Raw genomic sequence first — 22,967 nt, 5'->3', positions numbered from 1 at the left:
ATGAAAACAGCAATCAATATCCTATTATTCCTTATATCCAACCTTTTTATTGCCCAAACCGCAACCAAGGAACAAGTCATTTCGGAATTGCCCGAACTAGTGATTACGGAGGGCGTCAACCTGCACATCATCTCACCGGAACCCATCCAATATGTGGATTTGTCCACCCAAAAACTCACGGGTGATCTACCGAACACCAATATCGCGAGAATCAAGATCACGGATGCTCCTACCAACGTCGACCCAAAGGAAAAGGCAAAAACCACCTCTTTATTGAATGGCGACAAAATAGGAATAATAACCGTTGTAGGTCAGTCTTTTATTGCCCAATATAAGGCTATTTACAGAAATTCGGAAAATAAAAACACCGTGACCAACATCCATATCCAGTCGGAAGAGATGCAGCCGATTGAACTGGACAAAACCCGTTTTTCCAACTTGGAGCTGACCAAGTTTGCGATGGACATCATCCAGAAGAAGACGGAAGAAAATCCAATCAGGGAGCAGAAAGATCTTAAACTCAGTATGCAGCTCAACAATGTGTACGTTATCAGCGACTACATCTTTCTCGATATGACCTTCAAAAACAGCTCGAACCTGAGTTACGATATCGAAGACCTAAAATTTTCCATCGAGGACAAAAAAATCTATAAGGCGACCAACAACCAAAGCATCGAGATGACACCGATTTTTAGACTTTACGCCCCGAAACATTTCAGGAAAAATTTCAGAAATATCTATGTCTTTAAAAAATTCACCTTTCCGAACAGTAAGGTGATGATGATCCGCCTGATTGAGGAACAACTCTCGGGAAGAACCATCGACATGAAGGTGAATTATTCAGATATTTTAAAAGCAGATACATTTTAGTTATGAACCCATTACCAACAGAATTAATTATTGTCCTTCTCCTGGCGTTCATCGCTTTCATCGCTTCTTGCATATCCATATTTTTTTTATTCCGTCTCAGAAAAGCAAAGAAGGAAATAGAAAAGGAAATTATAAAAATGGCTTATCTGAAAGCGTGGTATAAGGAGATTGCAGTGAAGATTTATGGTAAAGACCGTATTGAGGAAGAAGAGAAAGAGTTTTTAAAAAACTACAATTTATAGGAAGTAATGCAGGAACAACAACACCAAATTAAGATTTACGGATTCCTTCAGAAGGCGGTTTATGCGGTCGTGGCATTGGATTGTGCGTCGCTTTTCTACCTCGATGCAGATATTCCTATAGTTTCAAACCTATTGAAAAATTTCTCGAAGATGAGTTTCTTTTACCCACCCATCAACGCAAAGTTTGCGACCCTGATTCTCATTGGATTGGTCGCTGTCGGGACAAAGGCGAAGAAGAAAAAGGATTTGAACATCGCCACGGAAATCGTAATCCCCATGATATTGGGCTTGTTGATGATTTTTTCTTCACTCGTTTGGCAAAACGAGGCAGGAAACTCCAAACTCCCTAAAATTTTTCCTGCGCTGAATCTTTATCAGGTCATCTATGCCGTATTGTCTTTTTTGGGTGCAGTAATCCTTCAAATGGGAGCAGACGCCATCTCAAAACTCATGCAACAAAAAATGGGAAAAGACCGATGGAATGTAGAGGAAGAAAGTTTTGCCCAAAATCAGGAACTTGTAGAAACGGACACCTCGATCAATATCCCATATCTCTTCAGATACAGTAAAAAAATCAACAAGGGATGGGTCAATATCAATCCATTTCGTGGGACGATGGTGATTGGAACGCCTGGAAGTGGAAAGTCTTTCGGAATCATCAATCCCGCAATCAGGCAAATGATAGCGAAAGGCTTCTGCCTGTGTATTTACGATTTTAAGTTTCCCGATTTGGCGCAGATTGCCTACTACCATTATCTGTTGAAGAAAAGCAAAGATTCGGGGTATGAATACGATTTTCATGTCATCAATCTAAACGAGGTTGAAAAATCCAAAAGGGTAAACCCGTTCAAAAAGGAATACATCCAAACTTTGGCGGAAGCACAGGAAATGGCGGAGTCTATGGTATCCTCGCTCCAAAAGGGAGGTTCAAGTTCGGGAGGCGGTTCCGATGCTTTTTTCACCCAATCTGCCATCAACTTTCTTTCGTCGAGTATCTACTTTTTTGCCACCTACGAGGACGGAAAATATTCGGATTTACCACATATCCTGTCCTTTATGAACCGAAGTTACAAGGAGATTTTTGACACACTTTTTACCAACGAGGAAATATTCTCACTGCTTTCTCCCTTTAAGACGGCGTATGAAAACAAGGCATTTGACCAGTTGGAGGGACAGGTCGGAACCTTGAAGATATTTCTCTCACGATTGGCGACCAAGGAAAGTTTCTGGGTGTTTTCGGGCGACGAAGTGGAACTAAAAATTACGAACAGGGAGAATCCTTCCATCCTGATTTTGGCATCCGATCCAGGAACGCAGGACATCAATTCCGCCCTTTATTCATCGGTTTTGAACAGGACTTTACGACTCATCAACTCCAAACACAATTTGCCGGGAGGAATTATTGCTGACGAGTTTCCCACCATCTACATACATAAAATCGACAACGTGGTGGCGACCGCAAGGAGCAACAAAGTGGCGGTCTTATTGGGACTTCAGGAAATCCCACAACTCCGACAGTTTTACAAAAAAGAAGTTGCCGACACCATTTCCGCCATTGTTGGAAATATCCTTTCAGGTTCCGCAAGGGACAAAAATACTCTGGAATGGCTGGAGAAACTGTTCGGAAAAATCAAGCAAAAATCCTATTCCCAATCCATCTCCCAACAAGGAACGACGACTAGCATCAACGAGAAAATGGACTTTATGATTCCTGCAGGAAAAATTGCGACGCTCAAAACTGGCGAAATGGTCGGAATGATTGCTCAGGGCGAGGAAAACGACACCGAGGAATACAAAACTTCGGCGATGAACGGCAAAATCAATTTGGATATGAAGGCCATCAAACAGGAAGAACACAACTATGTGAAAATGCCTTCCTATTACTCATTTGTCGACAAAATGGGAAACAATAGGAAAAACGATGTCCTGATGACCAACTTCAGAAAAATCAATAAAGAGGTGGAACTCATTGTAAACGAACTTTCAAAAGAATAAATAATGAAACAAAAAATAATTAGAATCCTTTTACCTATCCTTTTTCTGATGGGAAATTGCCTCGCAGCCCAGTTCAATACGCTGACACCAATCATATCACAAAAAATCGAAGTTTTAATTCCCGTACAAAAAATGGCTGAAACCAAGGACAGGAAAGACAAAAAATCTTGGAAGGACGTATTCAACTTTACTTCAAGATCGGACTTAAAGACCGAGCTGGATTCACTGAAATCGTTGATGAAGCAGTATAACGGTGCAGAACAATTCAGGAAAATGCAGTATGAAAATCTGCAAGATTCCCTGCATCAACTGATTTTAAAGAGGGAAAATGATAAAATTAAAAACAATACCCAAATACAGCACCCAATTAATATTTCTGATGAAAAAGAGTGGATGCCGTCCTTATCCAAAATCGTGATGCCGCTGAAGAGTAATCTGTACATCACTTCGGGTTACGGCTCAAGGATACATCCTATTTTTGGGAGTCTTAAAATGCACACCGGCATTGATCTGAAAGCCGACCACGAAGATGTTTACGCCGTCCTTGACGGACTCGTCACCGAATCGGGTTGGGATACCAAAGGTGGTGGAAACTATATCAAAATCAAACACTATGACCGATTTGAAACCGCCTATCTGCACCTGTCGCAAATGTATTACAAAGTCGGCGAAAAAGTAAGAGCAGGCTTCATCATCGGAAAAAGCGGCAATACCGGAAATTCTACCGGGCCACATCTGCATTTCGCGGTAAAGGAATATGGCAGAAACATCAATCCTGCGCATTTCCTCAATGACCTAATCAACGCAAACCAATTAATCACTACATACTATGCAAACAGAACATTTACCGACCGAAGACCTTAAAAAATTCGGAATTATCAACGAAGACTTATCGTTTTCCAAAAATCTGAAAGCAGACGATATTCAAAAATTTTTTCAGGGCTACACCATTGTCGCCGACAACGGAAAAAACAGGGCAACCTTCCAACTGACGGAGAACAACACCAAACTCAAAGTCATCTTTTTGGAACGGGACAAAAGTATTTCTGAAATCATCGAAAATAGCAAGGAGAAAATTGAGTATTCCAATATTCAAAACCTTTCAAATGAAAATGAACATAAACGTTCACTTGAGAAAAAGGCATTTATCTACGATAAGGAAAACAACATCGTAGCCGAGTTCGACCTCATAAAAAATGCCACCGAACTCACCGCAATCATTGTAGACAAAAAGGATGTCGTGGAAATGAACCGCTACAAAAACGAACTTCAGAAACTGAAAAATTTTCTGATGGATAAAATGGACCAATATCCCGAAATCGCCAAGGAGATTTCCAACGACTTGAACATCGTTTCCAGAGAAATCAACACCGTAAACAGCATCTCTCCCGATGAGAAGCAGATTTCAAAGGGAGGAAACTCTGAAAGTGACCTGAACGTCAACGACAGGGATAGGTACGAAGACGCGAACCGAAACCGGGAAGAGCAGGAAGAAGAAATCGAACAGGAACAGGAAAAACATCGCGGATTCCGCAGATAAATTTTTGAAAAGATGGAAACAGAAACGATTAATTACCAGAGCAAATATGGACCGAACACGAATTTCCAATTTCCGACGGACGAGGATACGCAATATCTCAAAACGTCGGCGGGCGAAGTATTACCCTACAAACTCTTCAGCGGGAGAAATGATGCTGACCCAAATTCCGCCCTCCTACGGGAAAAGGACAATCAAGGATACGCCAATGATTTTGCGCTCGTAGAGAGACAGTTTTCGGAAAATAAAAGTCTTTCATTCATGGCGGGAACCAAAGTTTCCGATGTGAACGATGTGGCTTGGCTTTTCCGTGCACTCGAAGACGAGGCGGTGGAACACACCTTTGCACTCTACAAATTCAAGGACGACAGCTACCTCGTTCAGCATCTTTCAACAGGCGGTATTACTTCCACAGTGGTGGATTTGCGTTTGTTGACGGGAAACGTCTTCAAAATGCAGCCCGAAAGCATCACGCTCGTCCACAACCATCCGAGCGGACAACTGATTTCGAGCAAACATGACCGACTCATGTTGCAAAGACTGCACGAAATTTTCGACCATACCGGAATAAAGGTGGAAGACGGCATCGTCATCAATCTGCGTTCGGGAAAATATTTGGTCTTCAATGGCGATTTGGGAAGCGACCGAGTGTTGGAACTTTCGGTGCAAAACCAACAGCAGCGAAAAGTCAGCACCTTTTCCTTTAACAAGCAGATTTTTGCCGCCAATTATCAGCCGTTCAAAATCAACAGTCCCGAAGATTCCGCCGCCTACATTTCAAGCCAAAAGTTTGGACTGTCCGACAAGACGGAAGCCATCATCCTGAACAATGCGAACGACATCGTTGGGAAATTCATTCTTCCGCAGCATCGACAGTTCGAGAAACTGACCGAACTGATGACGATTCACGCCGGAACGGGTGTCATCCTTTATGGAAACAATGTAAACGAGCAGATGTACAAGGAATACCGCGACAAACTCGAACTGATGGGGTTCACGGCTTTGGATGCGATTTTACTGGAAAGCGGAAACTACCACTCCCTTTACGAAAAGACCAAAATCAACGTCTATGACCACCTTTTGGATAAATTCAGCAAGAACCATCTGAATGCGGAACCCATTGTCGGCGTATCGGAAAACAACCTAAATAATAGTTACTCTAAAAATTTTAGAAATATGGAAGAACCACCACAAAAGGATTACGTCAAACTGTTTATTGACGATTCCGAAGGTCATACCAAGCACGAATTTGAAATCTCCTTGACGGAAGACGACAAAGTGAACTACAGCCAGATTGCCTCAAAAATCCAGCTGTATCGAAAGCCGGAAGACCATGTTTTGCTATTCGTTGGCGGAGAACTGCTTACCTACGAGGGAAATGAGGAAACAGAAAAAATCATCGATTCCCTTAAAAGTCTTTTTCTTCCCGATGAGAAAAAACGGAGCAATTTATTCAGCCAAAGTAATTTTCATTCGAGATTTAAAGAAGAAATGGATGCCACAAGGTCAGGATTTTCGATAGACGACATCATTGGAGAGCCTTCTATAAAAGATTACGCCAAAATGAACGGAGATGACTTAACACAACACCTCAATAAAAACAAAGAATATTTTAACAATCAAACCCCAAACATTATGGAAACACAAAAAGAATTCAACCAGGTAGATTATCTAAAAAATCAGCTTAAATACCTCGGTTTCGGCGAAGACGAAAAACTTCACAAAGAATTGGAAAAAGGCATCAAGTCCAAAAACCAGCAATTCGAAATCAAAACTTCCTCGGACAAGGCACTGCCCGGAAACAAGGTTGATTTTGCCTTGAAATTCAACAAGACGGAAACGGGTGGTGTTTTCCTCAACTCTTACGACGCCAAATTGAAGAACGAGAAAGGCGAAGAAATCACCCACAATTTTTCGGTAAACAGAGAAAACACCTTTACCGCGAAAGAAGCAGTAAACCTTTTGGAGGGAAGAAGTGTGAAAATCGAGTTCCACAACCCAAAGAGCGACCAGTCGGAAACCGCCTTCGTGCAGTTCAACTTTGAGGAGCCAAAGACGGAGAAAGGAAACTATATGTTCCAGAATTTCTACAAAAACTACGGTGTCGATACCGACAAAATCGTGGAAAAAGCCAACCTCGTTTTCGAAAAGCCGGAATACAGGGAAAACACCATCAAATCCCTTGAAAAAGGAAATGTGGTGAAAGTGAAATTTGAAATGGACGACAAAATAATGGAAGGAAAAGCGGTGCTCAATCCGCAATACAAGAACCTGAACCTTTACGACAACGACATGAACCGCATCAACACCAACAAACCCTTGCAGGGACTGGAAAATGAAGAAAAACAGGAAAAAGCCCATGTGAAGGAACAGAGCATCAAACGATAATAAATAATACCTGACTATTATCCGAAGGCGGTAAGTCAAATTTTGATTTGCCGCTTTTTTTTAAATGTAATCATTATGAAAATCAAATCCATATTTTTAGTCCTAGTTTCCATACTTTTTTTAAGTTCATGCCACAAGGAAATCAAATCCGAAAAAGGCGGAATAGACCTTATTTCTAATGTCTATTTTGATGCCTCCAGAGGATTGGACAAGATGCAGAGTTTCCACATCTCGAAAATGAGTTATTCGGAAAACCAAATTATCGAACTGGTTCCAGACCACACCTTTCCCGAAATGAATCAAAATGCCTATCTCGTGAGAGATTCTTTGTGCTATCCATTGGATGCTGAAGACGGCAACATCATTCTTTCCAATATTCTTGAAAAACAAAAACCGTCACCAGTTTGGAACAAGAAGGACGGCGCCATTTTCTCAAAAGAAATGATTCCCAACTATAAGAACAGGCGGAAACTCTCCGACACGGTGTTATTCAAGAAAAAATACAGACGCTTCGAAGTCAATTCTCCGTGGAACTATACCCGTTTCTACATCTATCCGACTGACACGATTCTGCCGTATTCCCTCTACAGACACGCCGAAAAAGATTATGGTGGAAGATTGGAGCGCATCGATTCCTACAACAAGAAGACCGACATCTTTGTAAGCCTGCAACTTCTTCCAAGAAAAAACTGGGACGACACGGCGAAAGACATTTTTGAGTTCAACCACTTCGTAAAAAACAGAAAAAGTGAGTGAGACATCCTATTTAAACCATCCTAGTTCAGAAATTTCCGTTATCGAGGGAACTAAAAACGAACTGATTGTCTTTCACAGCAATAACGACAAAGATTCCTTTTTGGAACTTTTAAAACTGAACAATCAGAACAATGGCAGAGCCCTTGTAACGGTCAATTCAGGAGAAAATATCGAAAAGTTTGTCGATAGGTTCAAAAACTACGACGGAAAGATATTTCTGTGTCTAACCGGTGATGATGACGGAAATAGGTCTACACAAAAAATCCTCAATGAATTTCAAAATAAAAATATCAAGGACATCCGCCTGCTGTATGGAATTTCTGAAAATGGGAACCAAAACCTGGAAGAATATTTAAAAAATAAACTCCAAGTTCAAGAGAAAAATACTACTTTAGTTGAACAAAAAACGATAAGAAATGAAGACGATGGAACTCAATCCGAAGGAATTTCCGACACTCAGCACTTGGGAGCCGAACTTTCTCAACGAAATTCTGGAGAATCTAACCAAAGAAGCAAACCCAAGCAAAACGGAAATCACTTTGGAGGACAAGCTGTGGACGGCAACCATGCTGGAGATGGACTTGAAGACACAATCTGGAAGCATCTGGTCGGAAAACCAGAGCGAAGACCCGTTGACGGAACACAACCGAAAAATGCTCCAAAAAATGAGGAGGAAGAACATTTCGTGGGCGGAATCGTATCCGGGAGAAATATATCCAGTGGAGGAAACACAAAATTAGACCGCCACGAAACATCAAATTCAATGACAGGTATTGGGGAATTAGATACTCTGATTTCAAAATATCCGCTTCATAAAATCACCAACGAACAGGTTGCGGAAATTGTTTCCGCAGCTTGTTTTATTTCTGGCGACAAGGTCATTCTCAAAGAGAATCTCAACGTTACAGATGATTTAAAGGACATCTGCAATCAATACAAATCCGGCGGAACGGCGAAAGAAGGCAGAGGGATTTTGGATGAATACTACACCGATTCCAAGATTGTAGATGCCGTCCGAAACTTAATCAAAGACCATTTTAAAGACAGAAAGGAAATTTCGGTATTGGAACCCAGCGTAGGAACGGGTAATTTTCTGTATGCAGTGAAAGATTTGGAAATAAAGTCCAGCATAACTGCCTTTGAAATCAATGAAACCACCGCAAAGATTGCAAAAATCCTTCATCCCGAATCCGACATCCATCTCCGCTCCTTTGAAACCGAATTTAGCGACGAGAAAGGCAACAAAAAGAAGTTTTCCGAAAAATACGATTTGGTCATCGGGAATCCACCTTACGGCGACCATCGCGGACTTTATAAAGGTTTGGGTGAAGAACCCAAAATCTCCAAATACGAGGACTATTTTGTCAAAAGGTCTTTGGATTCTCTTAAACCCAATGGCGTTTTGGCAATGGTTCTTCCTTCAGGTTGGCTGAACAGACAAACCCAACTTAAGAATGCAGAAATTTTGGATGGTTTCCGTCTTCCTAATGGTGTTTTTGCGGGAACTCAGGTAGGGACGGACATTATTATATTGCGAAAAAACTCCCAGAAAATTTCTACTGATATTTCCAATTATTTTGAAAAACATCCCGAAAGAATTTTGGGGGAAACCCGAGAAAAAACCAACCGTTTCGGGAGGTTGGAAAACTATGTTTATGGGAATTTAGAGGACGCCTTATCTCGGATTGAGCAACTCAAAAATAAAAAGCAGACCGAAAGAATCGGGAATCTCTTTGAAGATTTGTTTTTGGAGGTCGAGCAACCTAAAGCAGAATCAAAAGGCAAAACTTTAGAAAATACCATTCCCGTTAAAACAGAAGAAATTAACCTTTCAGAAACGAAAGATAAAATTGAGCAAGTTCTTTCCAGACTTAATGAAGTAAAATTCAAATCTCCCGCGATTGAAAAGGAAATTGAAAAGTATTCCAAACTCCAATCCCAAATTTTTGATAATCCGAAAGATTTTTCGAAAGACCAAATTAATGAAATTCATCGAAAAGCGGATAAAATCATCCAATCACACAGCGAGAAAAATGCGGAATACCGAATTCAGACCAAACCGGAAATCAAGAAAGGGATATTAAAATATCAATTTTTGAAAGCCGATGAAGTGGTGAATGCCTCGCTTCAGAACAGCACCGATATTACCAAAGAACAGATTGAGGCATTTCGGGACACTTCCTACGATGGAACATTAAACAATCACGGAAAGCATTACCAGTTTGCCAACTATATTGACGGAAATTGGGTTCACGATTTCTATTACGGCGAAGGAAATATCTATAAAAAATTAGAGCAACTTAAAATAGACTTTAAAGATAAGTTTTCGGTTGGCGGAACCGAAAATCAGTATGAGAAGCAGAAATCTTTATTGGAAAGCGTCCTTCCAAAACCAAAAACTTTAGATGAAATCTCCATCAGTCCCAACCACGAATTTGTCCACCAGTTTGATTTTGGAACCGTTGAAAAAGAACGCTGGAATCAAAACACGAGACAGACGGAAACCGCAACCGTTCCCTATAACCTTGCTGAAAAATTCAAGGATTTTGTCGGAACACTTTCGAGTGAGGCATTTGCAGGTTCCTCATCTTGGGAGGTCAGAAGTTTTGTAGACAACGAAAACGTTACGGGAAGCGACAAGGAACGGAATGCCTTGGTTCGTGAAAGACGAAAAGCCGCAGCCAATGATTTGTTTCAAAAATTTTTGAGGGAAGAGTTGTCGGACGATTTAAGGGAGCGTTTCGTAAAAGATTTTAACCGAAACTACAACAACCTCTCTGTTCCCGACTATTCAAAATTTCCATTGTTTTCAAAAATCCATTTGAATTTTAAAGGAAGAGAACTGCGCTTAACCGAAGTGCAAAAAGCAGGAATCGGACGACAGACAACCAAAGGTGTTGGATTACTCGCACACGAGGTTGGATTTGGAAAAACATTGTCGGGAATTCTCTCCATGCACGAAGCGATGGAGAGAGGTAACGCAAAAAGACCGCTGATCGTTGTTCCCAATGACAGCATTTTAAAACAGTGGGTGGAAACGATTTTTGAAACCATTCCCGAAGCCAATGTGAATGTTTTGGGGAATCTGGGTAAAGACTTTGACCTCTCGAAATTTGACAACAAAGACGGGGAAATCACCATCGTCACTTACGAGGGTTTCAACAATATCGGTTTTTCTGAAAACATTACCCAAAGTCTGGCTTCCAAGTTCTCCTATATTTCCGAAAATGAAATGAGAAGCGTAAACACCATCAGCGAAAGGGATTTCCAGAAAGAACTGGAAAAAGAAAAAGAATTGGTGGGTAAAATGAAGCGTGGAAAAATTTATGACTGGGAAGATTTTGGTTTTGACCACTTGACTTACGATGAAGTTCATAACGCGAACCATATCGTAGGAAAAGTAAGGATTGAAGACCGCCGATTTGCATCAGACTTTAGGAATCAGAACCAGCAGACTTCAAAACTCGGCATTAATACTTGGATGGCGGCGCAATATATTCAAGAAAATAACGACGGTAGAAATGTTACCTTGCTTTCTGCAACGCCATTTACCAATAAACCACTGGAATATTATTCTATTCTCTCCTTGATTGCGAACAAGAGATTAGAAGAATCGGGCTACTTCAATGTGAATACCTTCTTTGAAACCTTTATGGAGGCAGACAACGACATGGAGATTGACGCGAAAGGTGATGTGAAATTCAAGGCGAATGTCCGTCGTTTTAAAAACAACTCCCTGTTTCAGCAACTTTTATCAGAATTTATTGACATCAAAGGCGAGGAAGACAATCCCGAATTGGTGCGGCCCGACCGAATCAACAAGGAATATAAGATTGAGCAGAACGATTTAACGAGTGAGCAATACGAATTGCTCAATGAAAACTTCAGCGAAACCCAAAAAGGAGCGATTCTTACGCATATCCTGAATGCCCGCCTGATTGCCATTTCTCCATATCTTTCTCCATATTATGAGGGAGAAGAACCGTCTTTGGATGAGTTTATAGAGGATTCTCCGAAACTGAAGCAGACGATGGATTTGATTCGGCAGAACAAGAACGACATTCCGGATTCCGGTCAAATCATCTATTCTGAATTAGCTGTTTCGGAATTTCCGAAACTGAAGGAATACCTTGTTCGGGAAGTCGGATACAATCCGGAAGAAGTTGGAGTCATTACGGGTGCGACAAGCAAACCGAACCGTTTGAAGATTCAGGATGATTTCAATTCCGGCAAAATAAAGGTGGTCATCGGAAGCGAGGCGATTCAGGAAGGAATGAACCTGCAGGAAAATACCACGGATATTTATATGCTTTCACTTCCATATAATTTTACTTCTCTTCGACAAGTAGAAGGACGTGCTTGGAGGCAAGGGAATAGGAACGAAAATGTTAGAATCAACTTTATGCTGACCAATGACAGCATCGATGTCTTTATGCTTCAAAAACTGCAATCCAAACAGGCAAGGTACTTGGAAGCGATGAAAAAAGGAGCCGATGTTTTGGATATTTCTGATATCAGCACACAAGAACTCAAAACCGCCATCATCACGAATCCCGAAACCAGAGCGAATATCGAGATTGAGCTTATGAAAAAACGTATTGAAACCGAGAAAAATAAATTTTTAGCTGATTCTGCTTTTGTTTTAAGAAAATATGACAGCTTTATTAAAATTCAAGAGGAAGTCACCAAAGCACAGCACAATTACAACCGAATTTTAGGCTATTCCAAGGAAGAGGGCGAAAATGCCGGATACTGGAAAAACCAGCTTCCATTTTATCAAAAAACCATTGATTTGGCTAAAGAAAAAGTTCAAGAAGAAATTGATATTCTTTTGCAAAAAGGCGTGAATGTGACGGTGATTGAACAGCAGACAAAAATTACTGAAGATAAGATTGCTGAACTGGATAAAAGGTTGGAGGAGTTGCCGAATGTTCGGGAACGGTTGGTTATGAAATATCGTGAGGAGAAGGAGGAGCAACTGAAGAATAATGAAAGTAGGGATTATTTAGAGGAGAGAAGGGTGGAAAATTCACAATTATTTAAAGCGAATATTATCAGGGCAATTTATAAAAATTTGGATAATGAGAATGTACAAAAAATAGAAACGCAAAATTATGGAAGAAAGAGATAATAAAAAAAACAGGGACATCAAGTCCCTGTTTTAGTCCCCGCTATTAATAAATCATTGATTTATAGCGTTGTTTGTAGCGAAGACGGGAATTGAACCCGTGACCTCAGGGTTATGAATCCTGCGCTCTAACCAACTGAGCTACCTCGCCGTTTTGGTGGTGCAAATATAATGATATTTTGGATTACAGCAAATTTTTTAATTGACTTTTAAAAAACTTAAGACATCTCCCACATGATCGGGCTTGCTAAGAATTTTATTATCACTGTCGATTATAAAATAAGTCGGGGTTGCATTGACATTATATGTCTCACCGTAAGAGCTATACCAGCCTTTGCCTTCGGAAGCACTAATCCACGGATAAACATTGGCTTTAGCCTTATACTCATCCAGGTTACTATCCAGAGAAAAAGCTACAACTTCTATATTTTGTGCTTTCAGCTGTTCATACTTCTCCAACAACTTAGGCAATTCGGCTTCGCAATGTGAACAAGTTGAAGACCAAAAAACAACTATCTTTTTAGATGCTTTTACGTCGTACAACGATTTGTATTTTGAATGAATGGCGTTGGCAAAAGTATTATTTGGGATTTTTGCGCCCACTTCTGTGTTATTATTGGACTTAAGCGTTGTTGCCAATCTGTCTGTAATGGTGCACTTCAGGTTATTTCCTTCTTTCAGATATTTCTCTTTCAGCTTAACCATATTATAAGAATTAAATATGTCTATCAATTCTGACAAAACAGTTTGCCCTCTTGGTGTCTCTACGTTAACAGCCGCAAGGAGCTGATCAACGCCACCTTCCACATTAGATTTGCTAATGTTGAGATAATTAATCAATATTGGCTTCATAAGCCCGGAAGTTTCTAAATACTCACTGGATTTTGTGAAATAATTAATGAAATCGTCCGTTTTTACATCTGCAATTTTATCTTGAGAAACAAATTTTTGGCTGTTTTGATAAAATTCAATAAAAGGGTGGGATGCGTATTGAGAATTATCTTTCTTGGAAAGCGTATTGATCTCTTGATCCAGAGACTTATAAAATCCTTCTGTCGGCTTATAAAAATCCTTTATCTGAATGAGTGCCGGCAAAATAAGTTCCTGTTTTCTTTGTGTTTCTACCTGATTACTGAAAAGCTGATTCGCCTCATCTGCAAAAACGATATTCGAAATTCTGTTTCCGGAATCTAAATCCAGCGCAAAACTAATATCCTTATTCTCAGAAATAAGGTTCACCGATCCGTTAGCCTTTGGAAAAAAAGCCCGCATCATACCGGTATAGCGTTTATCCACTTTTACTACAGCATTGGTTGAGCCCGCTTTTCCTTTGGCAAAAAGGATATCTTTGGATCCGTTAAAACCGTATAAATATATATCAGAATCTACCAGATAAGAAGGTACAGCAATTTTTACATTAAACTGAGAGAAAGCCCATGCAGATAGAAAAAATGTACCTGCAAACAAAATTTTTTTCATAGAGTAAAAATAAAAAAACTCACTGTAAAAAGTGAGTTTTTTTATATAATATTTTTGTTTAATATTTTAAATAAAATATGATAATCAAGCTATTGAATTTGTATTCTTCTCTTTCTGACATACCATACAATAAATAGTACAGCTAAAACAATCAGCAAAGGGATGTACATATCAATTGGCGAAGCTGGAGCACCAGGAGTACCAGTACTGCCACCTTGCCCACCACCACCGGTCGGCCCGCCAGGTACTGGAGGCGCACCTGCATACAAGAAAACACCACACAAGAAGAATAAAGTACTTAATAATCGCAATATATTTTTTTTCATTTTCATTTGTTTTTAAGATTATTTTACAATAATTTTTGATTGTACAACTTCACCCTTATCAGAAATAGCTTTTACAATATACACGGCATTCAAATGTTTTTGAACCGGGATTGAATAATCACTGGATGTGCCAATCGTTTTTTCTGAAGAAATTAATTTACCACTTAAATCAAAAACAAAAACATCTGCTCTATTCCATTTTGGATCAAATCTTACAATATAATTATCAGTTGCAGCATTATAAAGAACAACCGTTCTAGATGGCACTTTATTTTCGTTGGAGTTAAGTGTTGAATCAGGTTTTCCATAATATAAATCATAATCTTGAACATTTCCACCGGAAGCATCCAAAATTAAACCTTGAGCAACAGACCTAAGTTCACCATTTGGTCCTTTAAAGTAAAAACCTAAACCAGTTGATAAATCACTTACGTTATCAGCTAATTCTTTTCCATTTTCTTTGATAATAAATTTAAAGGTAGAAATGTCACCAGTATACTTAACCAATTTGACATTTTTACCAACGAACGTATCATTAGCTTCATTGATATAAAGCCAGTATTTACTCGTATAGTTATCATCGTATCCACCAATTGACGGATTCTCTTCAAAAGTACCCAAAACAGATGTATTAGTATTTGCCACCTGAGATGTCGCATCTAATGAGTTACCTGTAGTTGAAAAAGGTGATACTACATAATAACTTCTAGCTACTTCATAACCATTTTTATCCAAACCAATTACAGCAAGTTCTTTGACCGTTCCAGATGAACTATTACCCATTTTTGCAGTAGGCGAATATGTCGTTCCTGATGGTCTTGGATAATAATTGAATCTTCTCAAATTTTTGAACTTAATTTTTGATATAGTTGAACTGTTATCGTTCAATTTTATAACGAAGGTTCCTAATGGCCTTACCATAAGCTCTTCGGTATCCCCAACCCAAACACCTCCACTTCTCGTAACATATCTAAAGCTATTTATAGTACCTCCAATATTAGTTTGATAAACGGTACCGCCTGCTTTTGGTTCAAACCTTATACCATACAAATTATTTAAAAAATCTGGGCCTAATTTATCTAAATTACTCAAGTCTAAATTAGTAAGATATGGATTACTAAAGAAGTAAAGGTTTTTACCAAAATCGACACCATCCCATATATGACCACGCGAATAGGCAAAATTATCCCCCAAATAAGTATTGTAGTGCTCATTGTATTCATTGATTGCATTACCATTTACGCCATAAGAAACAGTAGAACCTGAACCTGATAATGTCAGCTCGTAGTTGCTTAAATCTGATACCGGCTTACCTACAAGTGTTCTTGTAGTAGCCAAACCATTACTCGCCCATGCAGAACCCGTTCCACCAGCACCAAGTATATAATAAGAATAAGCAGGATGGTCTGTAGAACCAATAATATCAGAAGAAAGGTTATCAAAAACTGTTCGGGCATTATTCCAAACTAACACCTCGTTCTGAGACCAACGTTCCTTGTTAAATGTTTTACCAAATTCAGATAAAGAGGAAAAACTCTTTCCCCAAAATGGTAATCCAATCTGTTGGTAAGCGCCATGATTAATGGCACGAAACTCCTGATTAACAACCCCTTTTATATTGTCTTGAGTAATACCAGAAATGTATAACTGCCCATAAGTATATGCAGGTGTATCACTACTAGACTTAGGAGCGGGGGAAGCAAAGGCATCAGGCTCATTGAGCTTATTGATGAATTTCCCCGTAATCATAGATGTAGCGCCCAGGTCTGTTCTAAACTCAGAACTTGTATTACCTACAAGCATTACATTACCATGATTTTCAACGACTCCGGAACCTTCGATCTGCATACCTCCTCCATTATATAGCAATGTATTTTTGCTAACATACATGACAGCACCTTCTCCCACATAAGATAAAACTTGAGAATAGTACGTAGCTGGAAGGGAAAATATGATACTTAAAAATAAATTTTTTTTCATAACATAGTATTTGTGTTTTTAATATTACGTAATGCAAATTTATAATTTTTTTTACAAAAACAACTAATTTTTGTTTGCAACAACATTATCTGTAATTTTTATATCTGTTTTATTTCCAATATCATACATGTAATCCTCCAAAACTTTCTCTGTGGTGCCTCTCAAGCCTCTTGCCCCAAGTCCTTTATTCATAGTATCTTCCACTATTTCCTCAATGGCGCTATCTGTAAATTCGAGGTTCACGCCGTCCATTTTAAAAAGTTCTGTAAACTGATTGATAATAGAATTTTTTGGTTCTTTCATAATTCTAACCAATGTCTCCTTGGTCAGCCTGTCAAGATAAGTAATGATAGGAAACCTTCCTAAAAGCTCTGGTATAAGGCCAAAAGTTTTGAGATCTATAGCATTGATCTGGCTTAAAATGTAATCTTCCTCTTCAGTTTTATTAAGTTTTTCTGCAGAAAAGCCGATCGCCTGCTTATTAAGCCTTCTTTCGATAATCTCTTTGATCCCGTCAAAAGCACCACCGGCAATGAAGAGGATATTCTGTGTATTAACCTGAATATATTTCTGATCCGGATGCTTACGCCCACCTTGTGGCGGTACGTTCACGATACTGCCTTCTAGCAATTTCAGCAATCCTTGCTGAACGCCTTCCCCTGAAACATCTCTGGTAATGCTTGGATTATCTGATTTCCTGGCAATTTTATCAATCTCATCAATAAAAACAATGCCTTTCTCGGCCTTCTCCACATCATAATCTGCTACCATCAATAATCTGGACAAGATGCTTTCCACATCTTCACCCACATAGCCGGCCTCAGTAAGAATGGTTGCATCCACAATACAAAAAGGCACATTGAGCTGTTTTGCGATGGTTTTTGCCAACAATGTTTTCCCTGTTCCGGTCTCACCAATCATGATGATGTTGGATTTTTCGATTTCTACCTCCCGGTTCTCATCCTGGGCATGCAGAAGCCTTTTATAATGATTGTAAACCGCAATAGACAATTGTTTTTTGGCCTGATCCTGACCGATTACATATTCATCAAGAAAAGCCTTGATCTCTTTTGGCTTCTTAAGAGCATCCATAGAATCTACAAGTGCTGCAGAATCTGATGAATGGTTAACGCTGTCTTTTACAATAGCATGCGCCTGTTCTATACAATTTTCACATATAAAGCCATTTTGCCCGGAAATCAGAATTTGAACTTCATTCTTTTTTCTGCCACAAAATGAGCATTGGTTTGGATTCATATCTGTCAAATATTCTATAATTAAAAAAAGAAGTGGAAAACTTCTTTTTATGCGTTGATAATGGATTTTTGTATTTCTTTATACTCTTCTGGTGAAAAAATGAGCCTTACATTTTTAAAATTAAGATCATCCATACTGTTAAGCGGCACCAGATGAATATGGGCATGAGGCACTTCTAAGCCTACAACGGCAATACCTACCCTTTTGCATGGAATTGCTTTTTTGATTTGCTTCGCAATATCCTGGGTAAAGGCCCAAAGATCCTTATAATCTTCGGAATCGAGATCAAAAATAAGGTCTACTTCTTTTTTGGGAACCACCAATGTATGCCCTTTTACCAATGGCATCGCATCCAAAAAAGCGATATGCTTTTCGTCTTCCGCAATTTTATAACTTGGGATTTCTCCACTGATGATTTTAGAAAAAATACTGCTCATGATTTTAATATTGATTTCTAGCTTTCAGCAATTTTTAAACCAACACTTAATAATTTTTATAAAGAAATTTCTAAAACTTCAAAGGAAAGCTTATTACCGTTTGGCAACACAATATCGGCTGTCTCTCCTACTGTTTTTCCCAGCAGGCCTTTGGCAATTGGTGTATTCACAGATATTTTCCCAGACTTAAGATCGCTCTCATTATCAGGTACCAGCGTGAATTTTTGTTCACCCTTTGTGATATTATTCTTCAGTCTCACTGTTGTAAGAATAGAAACCTTGCTTAGGTCCAACTGGCTGCCATCAATAATTTTAGACGTCGCAATGGCATCTTTCAGTTTAGAAATCCTCATTTCCAGCATACCTTGGGCTTCTTTTGCCGCATCGTATTCTGCATTTTCTGACAAGTCACCTTTATCTCTGGCCTCAGCAATCTGCTGAGTTATTTTTGGTCTTTCAATAGTCTCTAGTTGTTCCAGCTCAGACTTCATTTTGTCCAATCCTTCTTTGGTTACGTAGTTCATAACAATAAAATTTATCGTTGATATAAAAAAATAATCCGACCTTTGCCGGATACTAATTTGTCTCTAATCGAGTTTACAAATATATAATTAATTTTGAAATGAATCCCAAAAAAATTGTAGCCGCCTTTACATTATTTTTGATTATCAGCTCGTTAACAGCAATCAATGCCTGCAACGAGCGAAATGAAACGGTGAGTTGCTTTCCTAATTCTGTAGTCTCCGTCCAACTCAACCTCAACCTGCCCACTTATTACAAATTACAAACTGTTGGCTCCTGGGTTTACGTTAACGAAGTAGGCGCCGGAACCAATGGCTTGATTGTCTACAGGGCAAGCAGCGGCTTTATGATCTATGACCGTAATGCACCACATATTTGCCCGGAGAGCGACACTGTGTTGGAAGTGAAAGACGGAACTAAAGTTATTTGCCCGCATGACGGGGCAGAATGGTTTCTCACCACCGGCCAACCGCTCAACAGCACTGCCAAAACAGCACTTAAAACCTATCGTTCCTATTCTTACGATGCTAACAGTAATGTATTGTCCATTTATAATTAATTATTTGTCTAATGAGAGTTGTTATACAGCGTGTATCCCAATCAAGTGTTGAAGTAGAGCATCAAATTGTCGGGAAAATAGATAAGGGCCTGATGTTACTGATTGGAGTAGATGAAAACGACGGCATTGAAGATTCTGAGTGGCTTGCCAGAAAAATCCTGGATGTCAGAATTTTTTCTGATGAAACCGGAAAAATGAATCAATCTGTAAAGGATATTAATGGCGAGATCCTTTGCATCAGCCAGTTTACACTAATTTCGGATTATAAAAAAGGCAACCGACCATCTTTTATAAAAGCGGCAAAACCGGACAAAGCTATTCCTCTGTTTGAGCATTTTAAAGAAGAGCTTAAAAAATCAGGGCTTAAAATCGAAAGCGGCATTTTTGGTGCAGACATGAAGGTTTCCCTTATCAACGACGGGCCCGTAACATTGGTTTTTGACAGCAAGACCAAATCATAAAACCACAAAATCGCTGATTAATCTACCTCATATTCCAGTTTGATGGTGATCGTCGCTTCTTTCTCCTTAGATGTAGTGTTGTAAGTCCCGCCGTAGGAATAATCCTCATTAGAATTGGGTGCTGTAATCTGTATTACGCCCATGGTTGCTTTCTTTAGGTTGCCGAGGCTGCTGCCGGCGTTTTCCGCAATTTTTTCAGCGCGTTCTTTGGCATCTTTTGTCGCATCGGCAATCATCTGCTGCTTCACCTGAGCCAGTTTGGTATAAAAATATTGTGGTGAAGAAGATGTAAACTCGATACCGCGGTTGATAATCTCTGTGATATTACGGGATATATTTTCGATTTTACCAACTTCTCTGGACTGTATAGAGACATTTTGTGTCAGGTTATAACCTGAGAATTCGCCTTGCTGATAAGTCCCATTGGAGTCGGTAAAACTCCTGAACTGTTTTTGGATATCCACCGCAGAAAAAACCATCTCATTTTCTTTGACTCCTTTGGATTTCAGATAATCAAAAATCACCTTTCTGTCAACCGCTAGTGCATCATAGGCTGATTTAAGATCTGTATTATTCTTCGAAAAACTACCGGACCATGTGATAAGATCTGAGGTAAAAGTTTTGGATCCTAATCCTGTTACTGCCACCGTATTGTCTGACCGGTTTCGGTTTTTCAAAGCACTGCCTAAGATCGCAGCGGCAATGATAAGACCCAACGCAGCAATGGCCACAGCAATATAATTTTTCATCTCAGTTTGATTTTTGATTTCCGGAGCAAACTTAGTACCAATACTTTTTGCCTGACAACATCCAATATTAATGGTGAATCTTTTTCTCAAACTCCAGGCTTACACCATCCATCTCGCCCGGCATGGGCGGTTTGGTTTTTGTCAGTTTGATTTTAACAAAACTAATCGCAGGAAACTGAATCTCTATCCTGCTGATGATCCTGCCAATCACATGCTCCAGAAGCTGCGAACGGACAAGCATCTCCTGATGGATGACCTCACTAATTTCTGCATAATTGATTGTATCTTGCAAATCATCTGTTTGGGATGCTTTTTGCAGATCCGCATGCAGCTCGGCATTGATCAGGTATTCATTACCTATCAGCGGTTCTTCCGGCAATACACCGTGATAGGCATAAATTTTTATATTTTTAAGAATAATTTTTGATTTCATATGTAGATATTTATTTTTTTCAGAGGTCATATGTTATCGCTGTACCTTCATTGATTTTTGGGTTCCAAATCATGGCGATTTCAAGGGATAAAAATAAAACTTTTGGTTAAGAGAATGTTTAAAAATTAATAAAACCACATAGACACATTAGAATGATGTTTTTTTTAAAAATAAAATAGAAATGCAAAGCATTTTTAATTAGTAAAATGATTTAAACCTGACATCTAGATTCTTACATCTACTTATATTAGAAAAAGATAACAGCACTCACGCAGCAGGCATTATGACAACACTACTCTATGACGGCAGTTTTGACGGACTTTTTACAGCGGTATTCGAGGTTTTTGAATACCGGTACAACGATGCGGAGATCGTCAGCAGAGAAAATTTTCTGCAGGAGAATATATTTGCGCAAATTCATGAAGTGGTAACACAAACCGAAAAATCCGAACGTGTACTGAAAAAACTGGAACAAAGCATCGGTAAAACCGGTATCAATCAATTGGTCAAAGTTTTTTTATCCGAAGATCCCCGGCTGGAACAGCTGATTTTGTCTGCCGTACAACAATCTGTAAAATATCCAGGCGACAATATCCTTCAGAATTTCGCCAACGATGACATTCTGCAAATTTCAAAAATCTGCAAATCGGTAAGCCGGGAAAGGCACCGTATGACGGCCTTTGTACGATTCGAGAAAATGCAGGACGATATTTATTTTGCTAAGATCGACCCGGATTACAATGTTTTGCCCTTAATCAGAAACCATTTCAAAAACCGATATGCAGACCAACAATGGATGATCTATGATTTGCGCCGAAACTACGGGCTGTTTTATGACCTGGAAAACTGCGGATTCTTTTATCCTGATGAAAAAATAAACCTCAGCCAATATCAGGAAAAGCTGCATGATGAGGAAAAAAAATACCAGAGGCTTTGGCAAAGCTATTTTGCCAAAACCAATATCAAAGAGCGGAAAAATAGCAAACTCCATATCCAGCACGTCCCAAAGCGCTACTGGAAATACCTGACCGAGAAATGGTGAACAGAGAGACAAAGCCCCGCAGCAGGGATGGAAGTGGTTATCCTTTTTTTGGGGCGGGCAAGAGCCTTAGCAAAAAAAAGATAGAAACGGACAGCCCGGCCGCCAGATTTTGCGCTGGATAATGCGCAGGAAAATCTGGCGGGCTGCCACAATAGAAAAAACTTAACCTATATCAATGCGGCAAATCTTTTTCTGTTATAACTTTGCAAAACAATTAATCAATAAAATATTAAAATTATGTCAACAACCTGGAAATTAGACCCGACACACAGCGAACTTACCTTTAAAGTAAAACATATGATGATCTCCTACGTGAAAGGAGAATTCACCAGCTTTGAAGCAGAAATTACAACGGAAGACGATACATTTTCTAAAGCCAAAGTAAGCGCCAGCATAAAAACCGATTCTGTTTTTACCAATAACACCGACAGAGATACACACCTGAAATCTGCAGATTTCTTTAACGCAGAAAAATACCCAGCCATCACTTTTGAAGCTGAAGCTTTGACAGGAGATGTTACAGGAAACCTCACCATCAACGGTGTTACAAAACCAGTTACTCTGGATGTGGATTTCGGAGGCATTGGCCAGGATCCTTGGGGCAATACCAAAGCCGGTTTTTCTTTTGAAGGCAAAATCAAAAGAAGCGATTTTGGCCTTAACTGGAATGCTGCGCTGGAAGCTGGCGGCGTATTGGTAAGTGATGAAGTGAAAATTGCGGGTGATCTGCAGTTTGTAAAACAATAGTCGGACACAGATTATATTATAGTTTAAGTTTTTATAAAAGTATAAACAGAGTCCGCTTT

20 protein-coding genes and 1 tRNA gene are annotated in these 22,967 nt (G+C 39.4%); 12 read left to right on the top strand and 9 right to left on the bottom strand.

Translation table 11 applies throughout. The features are described from left to right. From B0B05_RS02925 to B0B05_RS02885, 8 genes are all read left to right on the top strand, one after another. A complete protein-coding gene (locus B0B05_RS02925; protein ID WP_076782001.1) occupies positions 1–870 on the top strand; it encodes a DUF4138 domain-containing protein in 870 nt (289 codons plus the stop codon). Positions 871–872: 2 nt separating this feature from the next. Beyond that, positions 873–1,112, top strand: a complete 240-nt coding sequence (locus tag B0B05_RS02920; RefSeq protein ID WP_076782000.1) for a hypothetical protein — start codon at positions 873–875, stop codon at positions 1,110–1,112. Positions 1,113–1,118: 6 nt separating this feature from the next. Then, the gene (locus tag B0B05_RS02915) at positions 1,119–3,107 is read left to right on the top strand and encodes a type IV secretion system DNA-binding domain-containing protein (protein WP_076781999.1); all 1,989 of its coding nucleotides are present in this window, start codon (positions 1,119–1,121) and stop codon (positions 3,105–3,107) included. Positions 3,108–3,110: 3 nt separating this feature from the next. After that, a complete protein-coding gene (locus B0B05_RS02910; protein ID WP_076781998.1) occupies positions 3,111–3,971 on the top strand; it encodes a M23 family metallopeptidase in 861 nt (286 codons plus the stop codon). Further along, on the top strand, positions 3,937–4,647 hold the full coding sequence (locus B0B05_RS02905) for a hypothetical protein (protein WP_076781997.1): 711 nt from the start codon (positions 3,937–3,939) through the stop codon (positions 4,645–4,647). The genes B0B05_RS02910 and B0B05_RS02905 overlap by 35 nt, the downstream gene beginning before the upstream one ends. A 12-nt stretch (positions 4,648–4,659) precedes the next feature. Continuing rightward, positions 4,660–7,032 (top strand): JAB domain-containing protein, encoded by a 2,373-nt coding sequence (locus B0B05_RS16285; protein ID WP_084173863.1) that lies wholly within the window; start codon positions 4,660–4,662, stop codon positions 7,030–7,032. A 75-nt stretch (positions 7,033–7,107) separates the two neighbouring features. After that, on the top strand, positions 7,108–7,788 hold the full coding sequence (locus tag B0B05_RS02890; protein ID WP_076781996.1) for a hypothetical protein: 681 nt from the start codon (positions 7,108–7,110) through the stop codon (positions 7,786–7,788). After that, complete coding sequence (locus B0B05_RS02885) at positions 7,781–12,919, top strand: helicase-related protein (protein WP_076781995.1); 5,139 nt, start codon at positions 7,781–7,783, stop codon at positions 12,917–12,919. The genes B0B05_RS02890 and B0B05_RS02885 overlap by 8 nt, the downstream gene beginning before the upstream one ends. A 74-nt stretch (positions 12,920–12,993) precedes the next feature. Here B0B05_RS02885 and B0B05_RS02880 read toward each other — a convergent pair. The 7 genes from B0B05_RS02880 to greA form a co-directional block, all read right to left on the bottom strand. Beyond that, a tRNA-Met gene (locus tag B0B05_RS02880) sits at positions 12,994–13,067 on the bottom strand. Between the two features lie 47 nt (positions 13,068–13,114). After that, entirely contained in the window at positions 13,115–14,395 is a 1,281-nt protein-coding gene (locus B0B05_RS02875) for a peroxiredoxin family protein (RefSeq protein WP_076781994.1), read from the bottom strand. A gap of 89 nt (positions 14,396–14,484) precedes the next feature. Then, positions 14,485–14,721: a hypothetical protein gene (locus B0B05_RS02870; RefSeq protein WP_084173864.1), complete on the bottom strand. Its 237-nt coding sequence runs from the start codon at positions 14,719–14,721 to the stop codon at positions 14,485–14,487. 18 nt (positions 14,722–14,739) lie between these two features. Beyond that, complete coding sequence (locus tag B0B05_RS02865; RefSeq protein ID WP_076781992.1) at positions 14,740–16,701, bottom strand: T9SS type A sorting domain-containing protein; 1,962 nt, start codon at positions 16,699–16,701, stop codon at positions 14,740–14,742. Positions 16,702–16,764: 63 nt separating this feature from the next. Beyond that, the gene (clpX, locus tag B0B05_RS02860; RefSeq protein WP_076781991.1) at positions 16,765–17,958 is read right to left on the bottom strand and encodes an ATP-dependent Clp protease ATP-binding subunit ClpX; all 1,194 of its coding nucleotides are present in this window, start codon (positions 17,956–17,958) and stop codon (positions 16,765–16,767) included. A gap of 47 nt (positions 17,959–18,005) precedes the next feature. Further along, positions 18,006–18,395: an HIT family protein gene (locus tag B0B05_RS02855; RefSeq protein WP_076781990.1), complete on the bottom strand. Its 390-nt coding sequence runs from the start codon at positions 18,393–18,395 to the stop codon at positions 18,006–18,008. A 56-nt stretch (positions 18,396–18,451) separates the two neighbouring features. Continuing rightward, positions 18,452–18,919 (bottom strand): transcription elongation factor GreA, encoded by a 468-nt coding sequence (gene greA, locus B0B05_RS02850; RefSeq protein ID WP_076781989.1) that lies wholly within the window; start codon positions 18,917–18,919, stop codon positions 18,452–18,454. 98 nt (positions 18,920–19,017) lie between these two features. Between greA and B0B05_RS02845 the strand changes: the two genes are divergently transcribed. Together B0B05_RS02845 and dtd are read left to right on the top strand one after the other, a co-directional pair. Further along, positions 19,018–19,476, top strand: coding sequence for a Rieske (2Fe-2S) protein (locus B0B05_RS02845; protein WP_076781988.1), 459 nt, complete (start codon positions 19,018–19,020; stop codon positions 19,474–19,476). Between the two features lie 11 nt (positions 19,477–19,487). Beyond that, on the top strand, positions 19,488–19,937 hold the full coding sequence (gene dtd, locus B0B05_RS02840; protein WP_076781987.1) for a D-aminoacyl-tRNA deacylase: 450 nt from the start codon (positions 19,488–19,490) through the stop codon (positions 19,935–19,937). Between the two features lie 17 nt (positions 19,938–19,954). On the opposite strand, the gene B0B05_RS02835 is transcribed toward dtd, so the two are convergent. Both B0B05_RS02835 and folB read right to left on the bottom strand, forming a co-directional pair. Next, positions 19,955–20,686 carry an SIMPL domain-containing protein gene (locus tag B0B05_RS02835; RefSeq protein WP_076781986.1) on the bottom strand — a complete coding sequence of 244 codons (732 nt, stop codon included), beginning with the start codon at positions 20,684–20,686 and terminating at the stop codon, positions 19,955–19,957. 67 nt (positions 20,687–20,753) lie between these two features. After that, the gene (gene folB, locus B0B05_RS02830) at positions 20,754–21,119 is read right to left on the bottom strand and encodes a dihydroneopterin aldolase (RefSeq protein ID WP_076782029.1); all 366 of its coding nucleotides are present in this window, start codon (positions 21,117–21,119) and stop codon (positions 20,754–20,756) included. A gap of 283 nt (positions 21,120–21,402) precedes the next feature. On the opposite strand from folB, the gene B0B05_RS02825 reads away from it, so the two are divergent. Together B0B05_RS02825 and B0B05_RS02820 are read left to right on the top strand one after the other, a co-directional pair. Then, complete coding sequence (locus B0B05_RS02825) at positions 21,403–22,161, top strand: TIGR03915 family putative DNA repair protein (RefSeq protein ID WP_076781985.1); 759 nt, start codon at positions 21,403–21,405, stop codon at positions 22,159–22,161. A 237-nt stretch (positions 22,162–22,398) separates the two neighbouring features. Continuing rightward, a complete protein-coding gene (locus B0B05_RS02820; protein WP_076781984.1) occupies positions 22,399–22,908 on the top strand; it encodes a YceI family protein in 510 nt (169 codons plus the stop codon). Positions 22,909–22,967: the final 59 nt, after the last annotated feature.

It is taken from the genome of Epilithonimonas bovis DSM 19482 (genome assembly GCF_900108115.1).
Lineage (GTDB): Bacteria > Bacteroidota > Bacteroidia > Flavobacteriales > Weeksellaceae > Epilithonimonas > Epilithonimonas bovis.
This window is presented reverse-complemented; position numbering and strand designations above follow the sequence as displayed.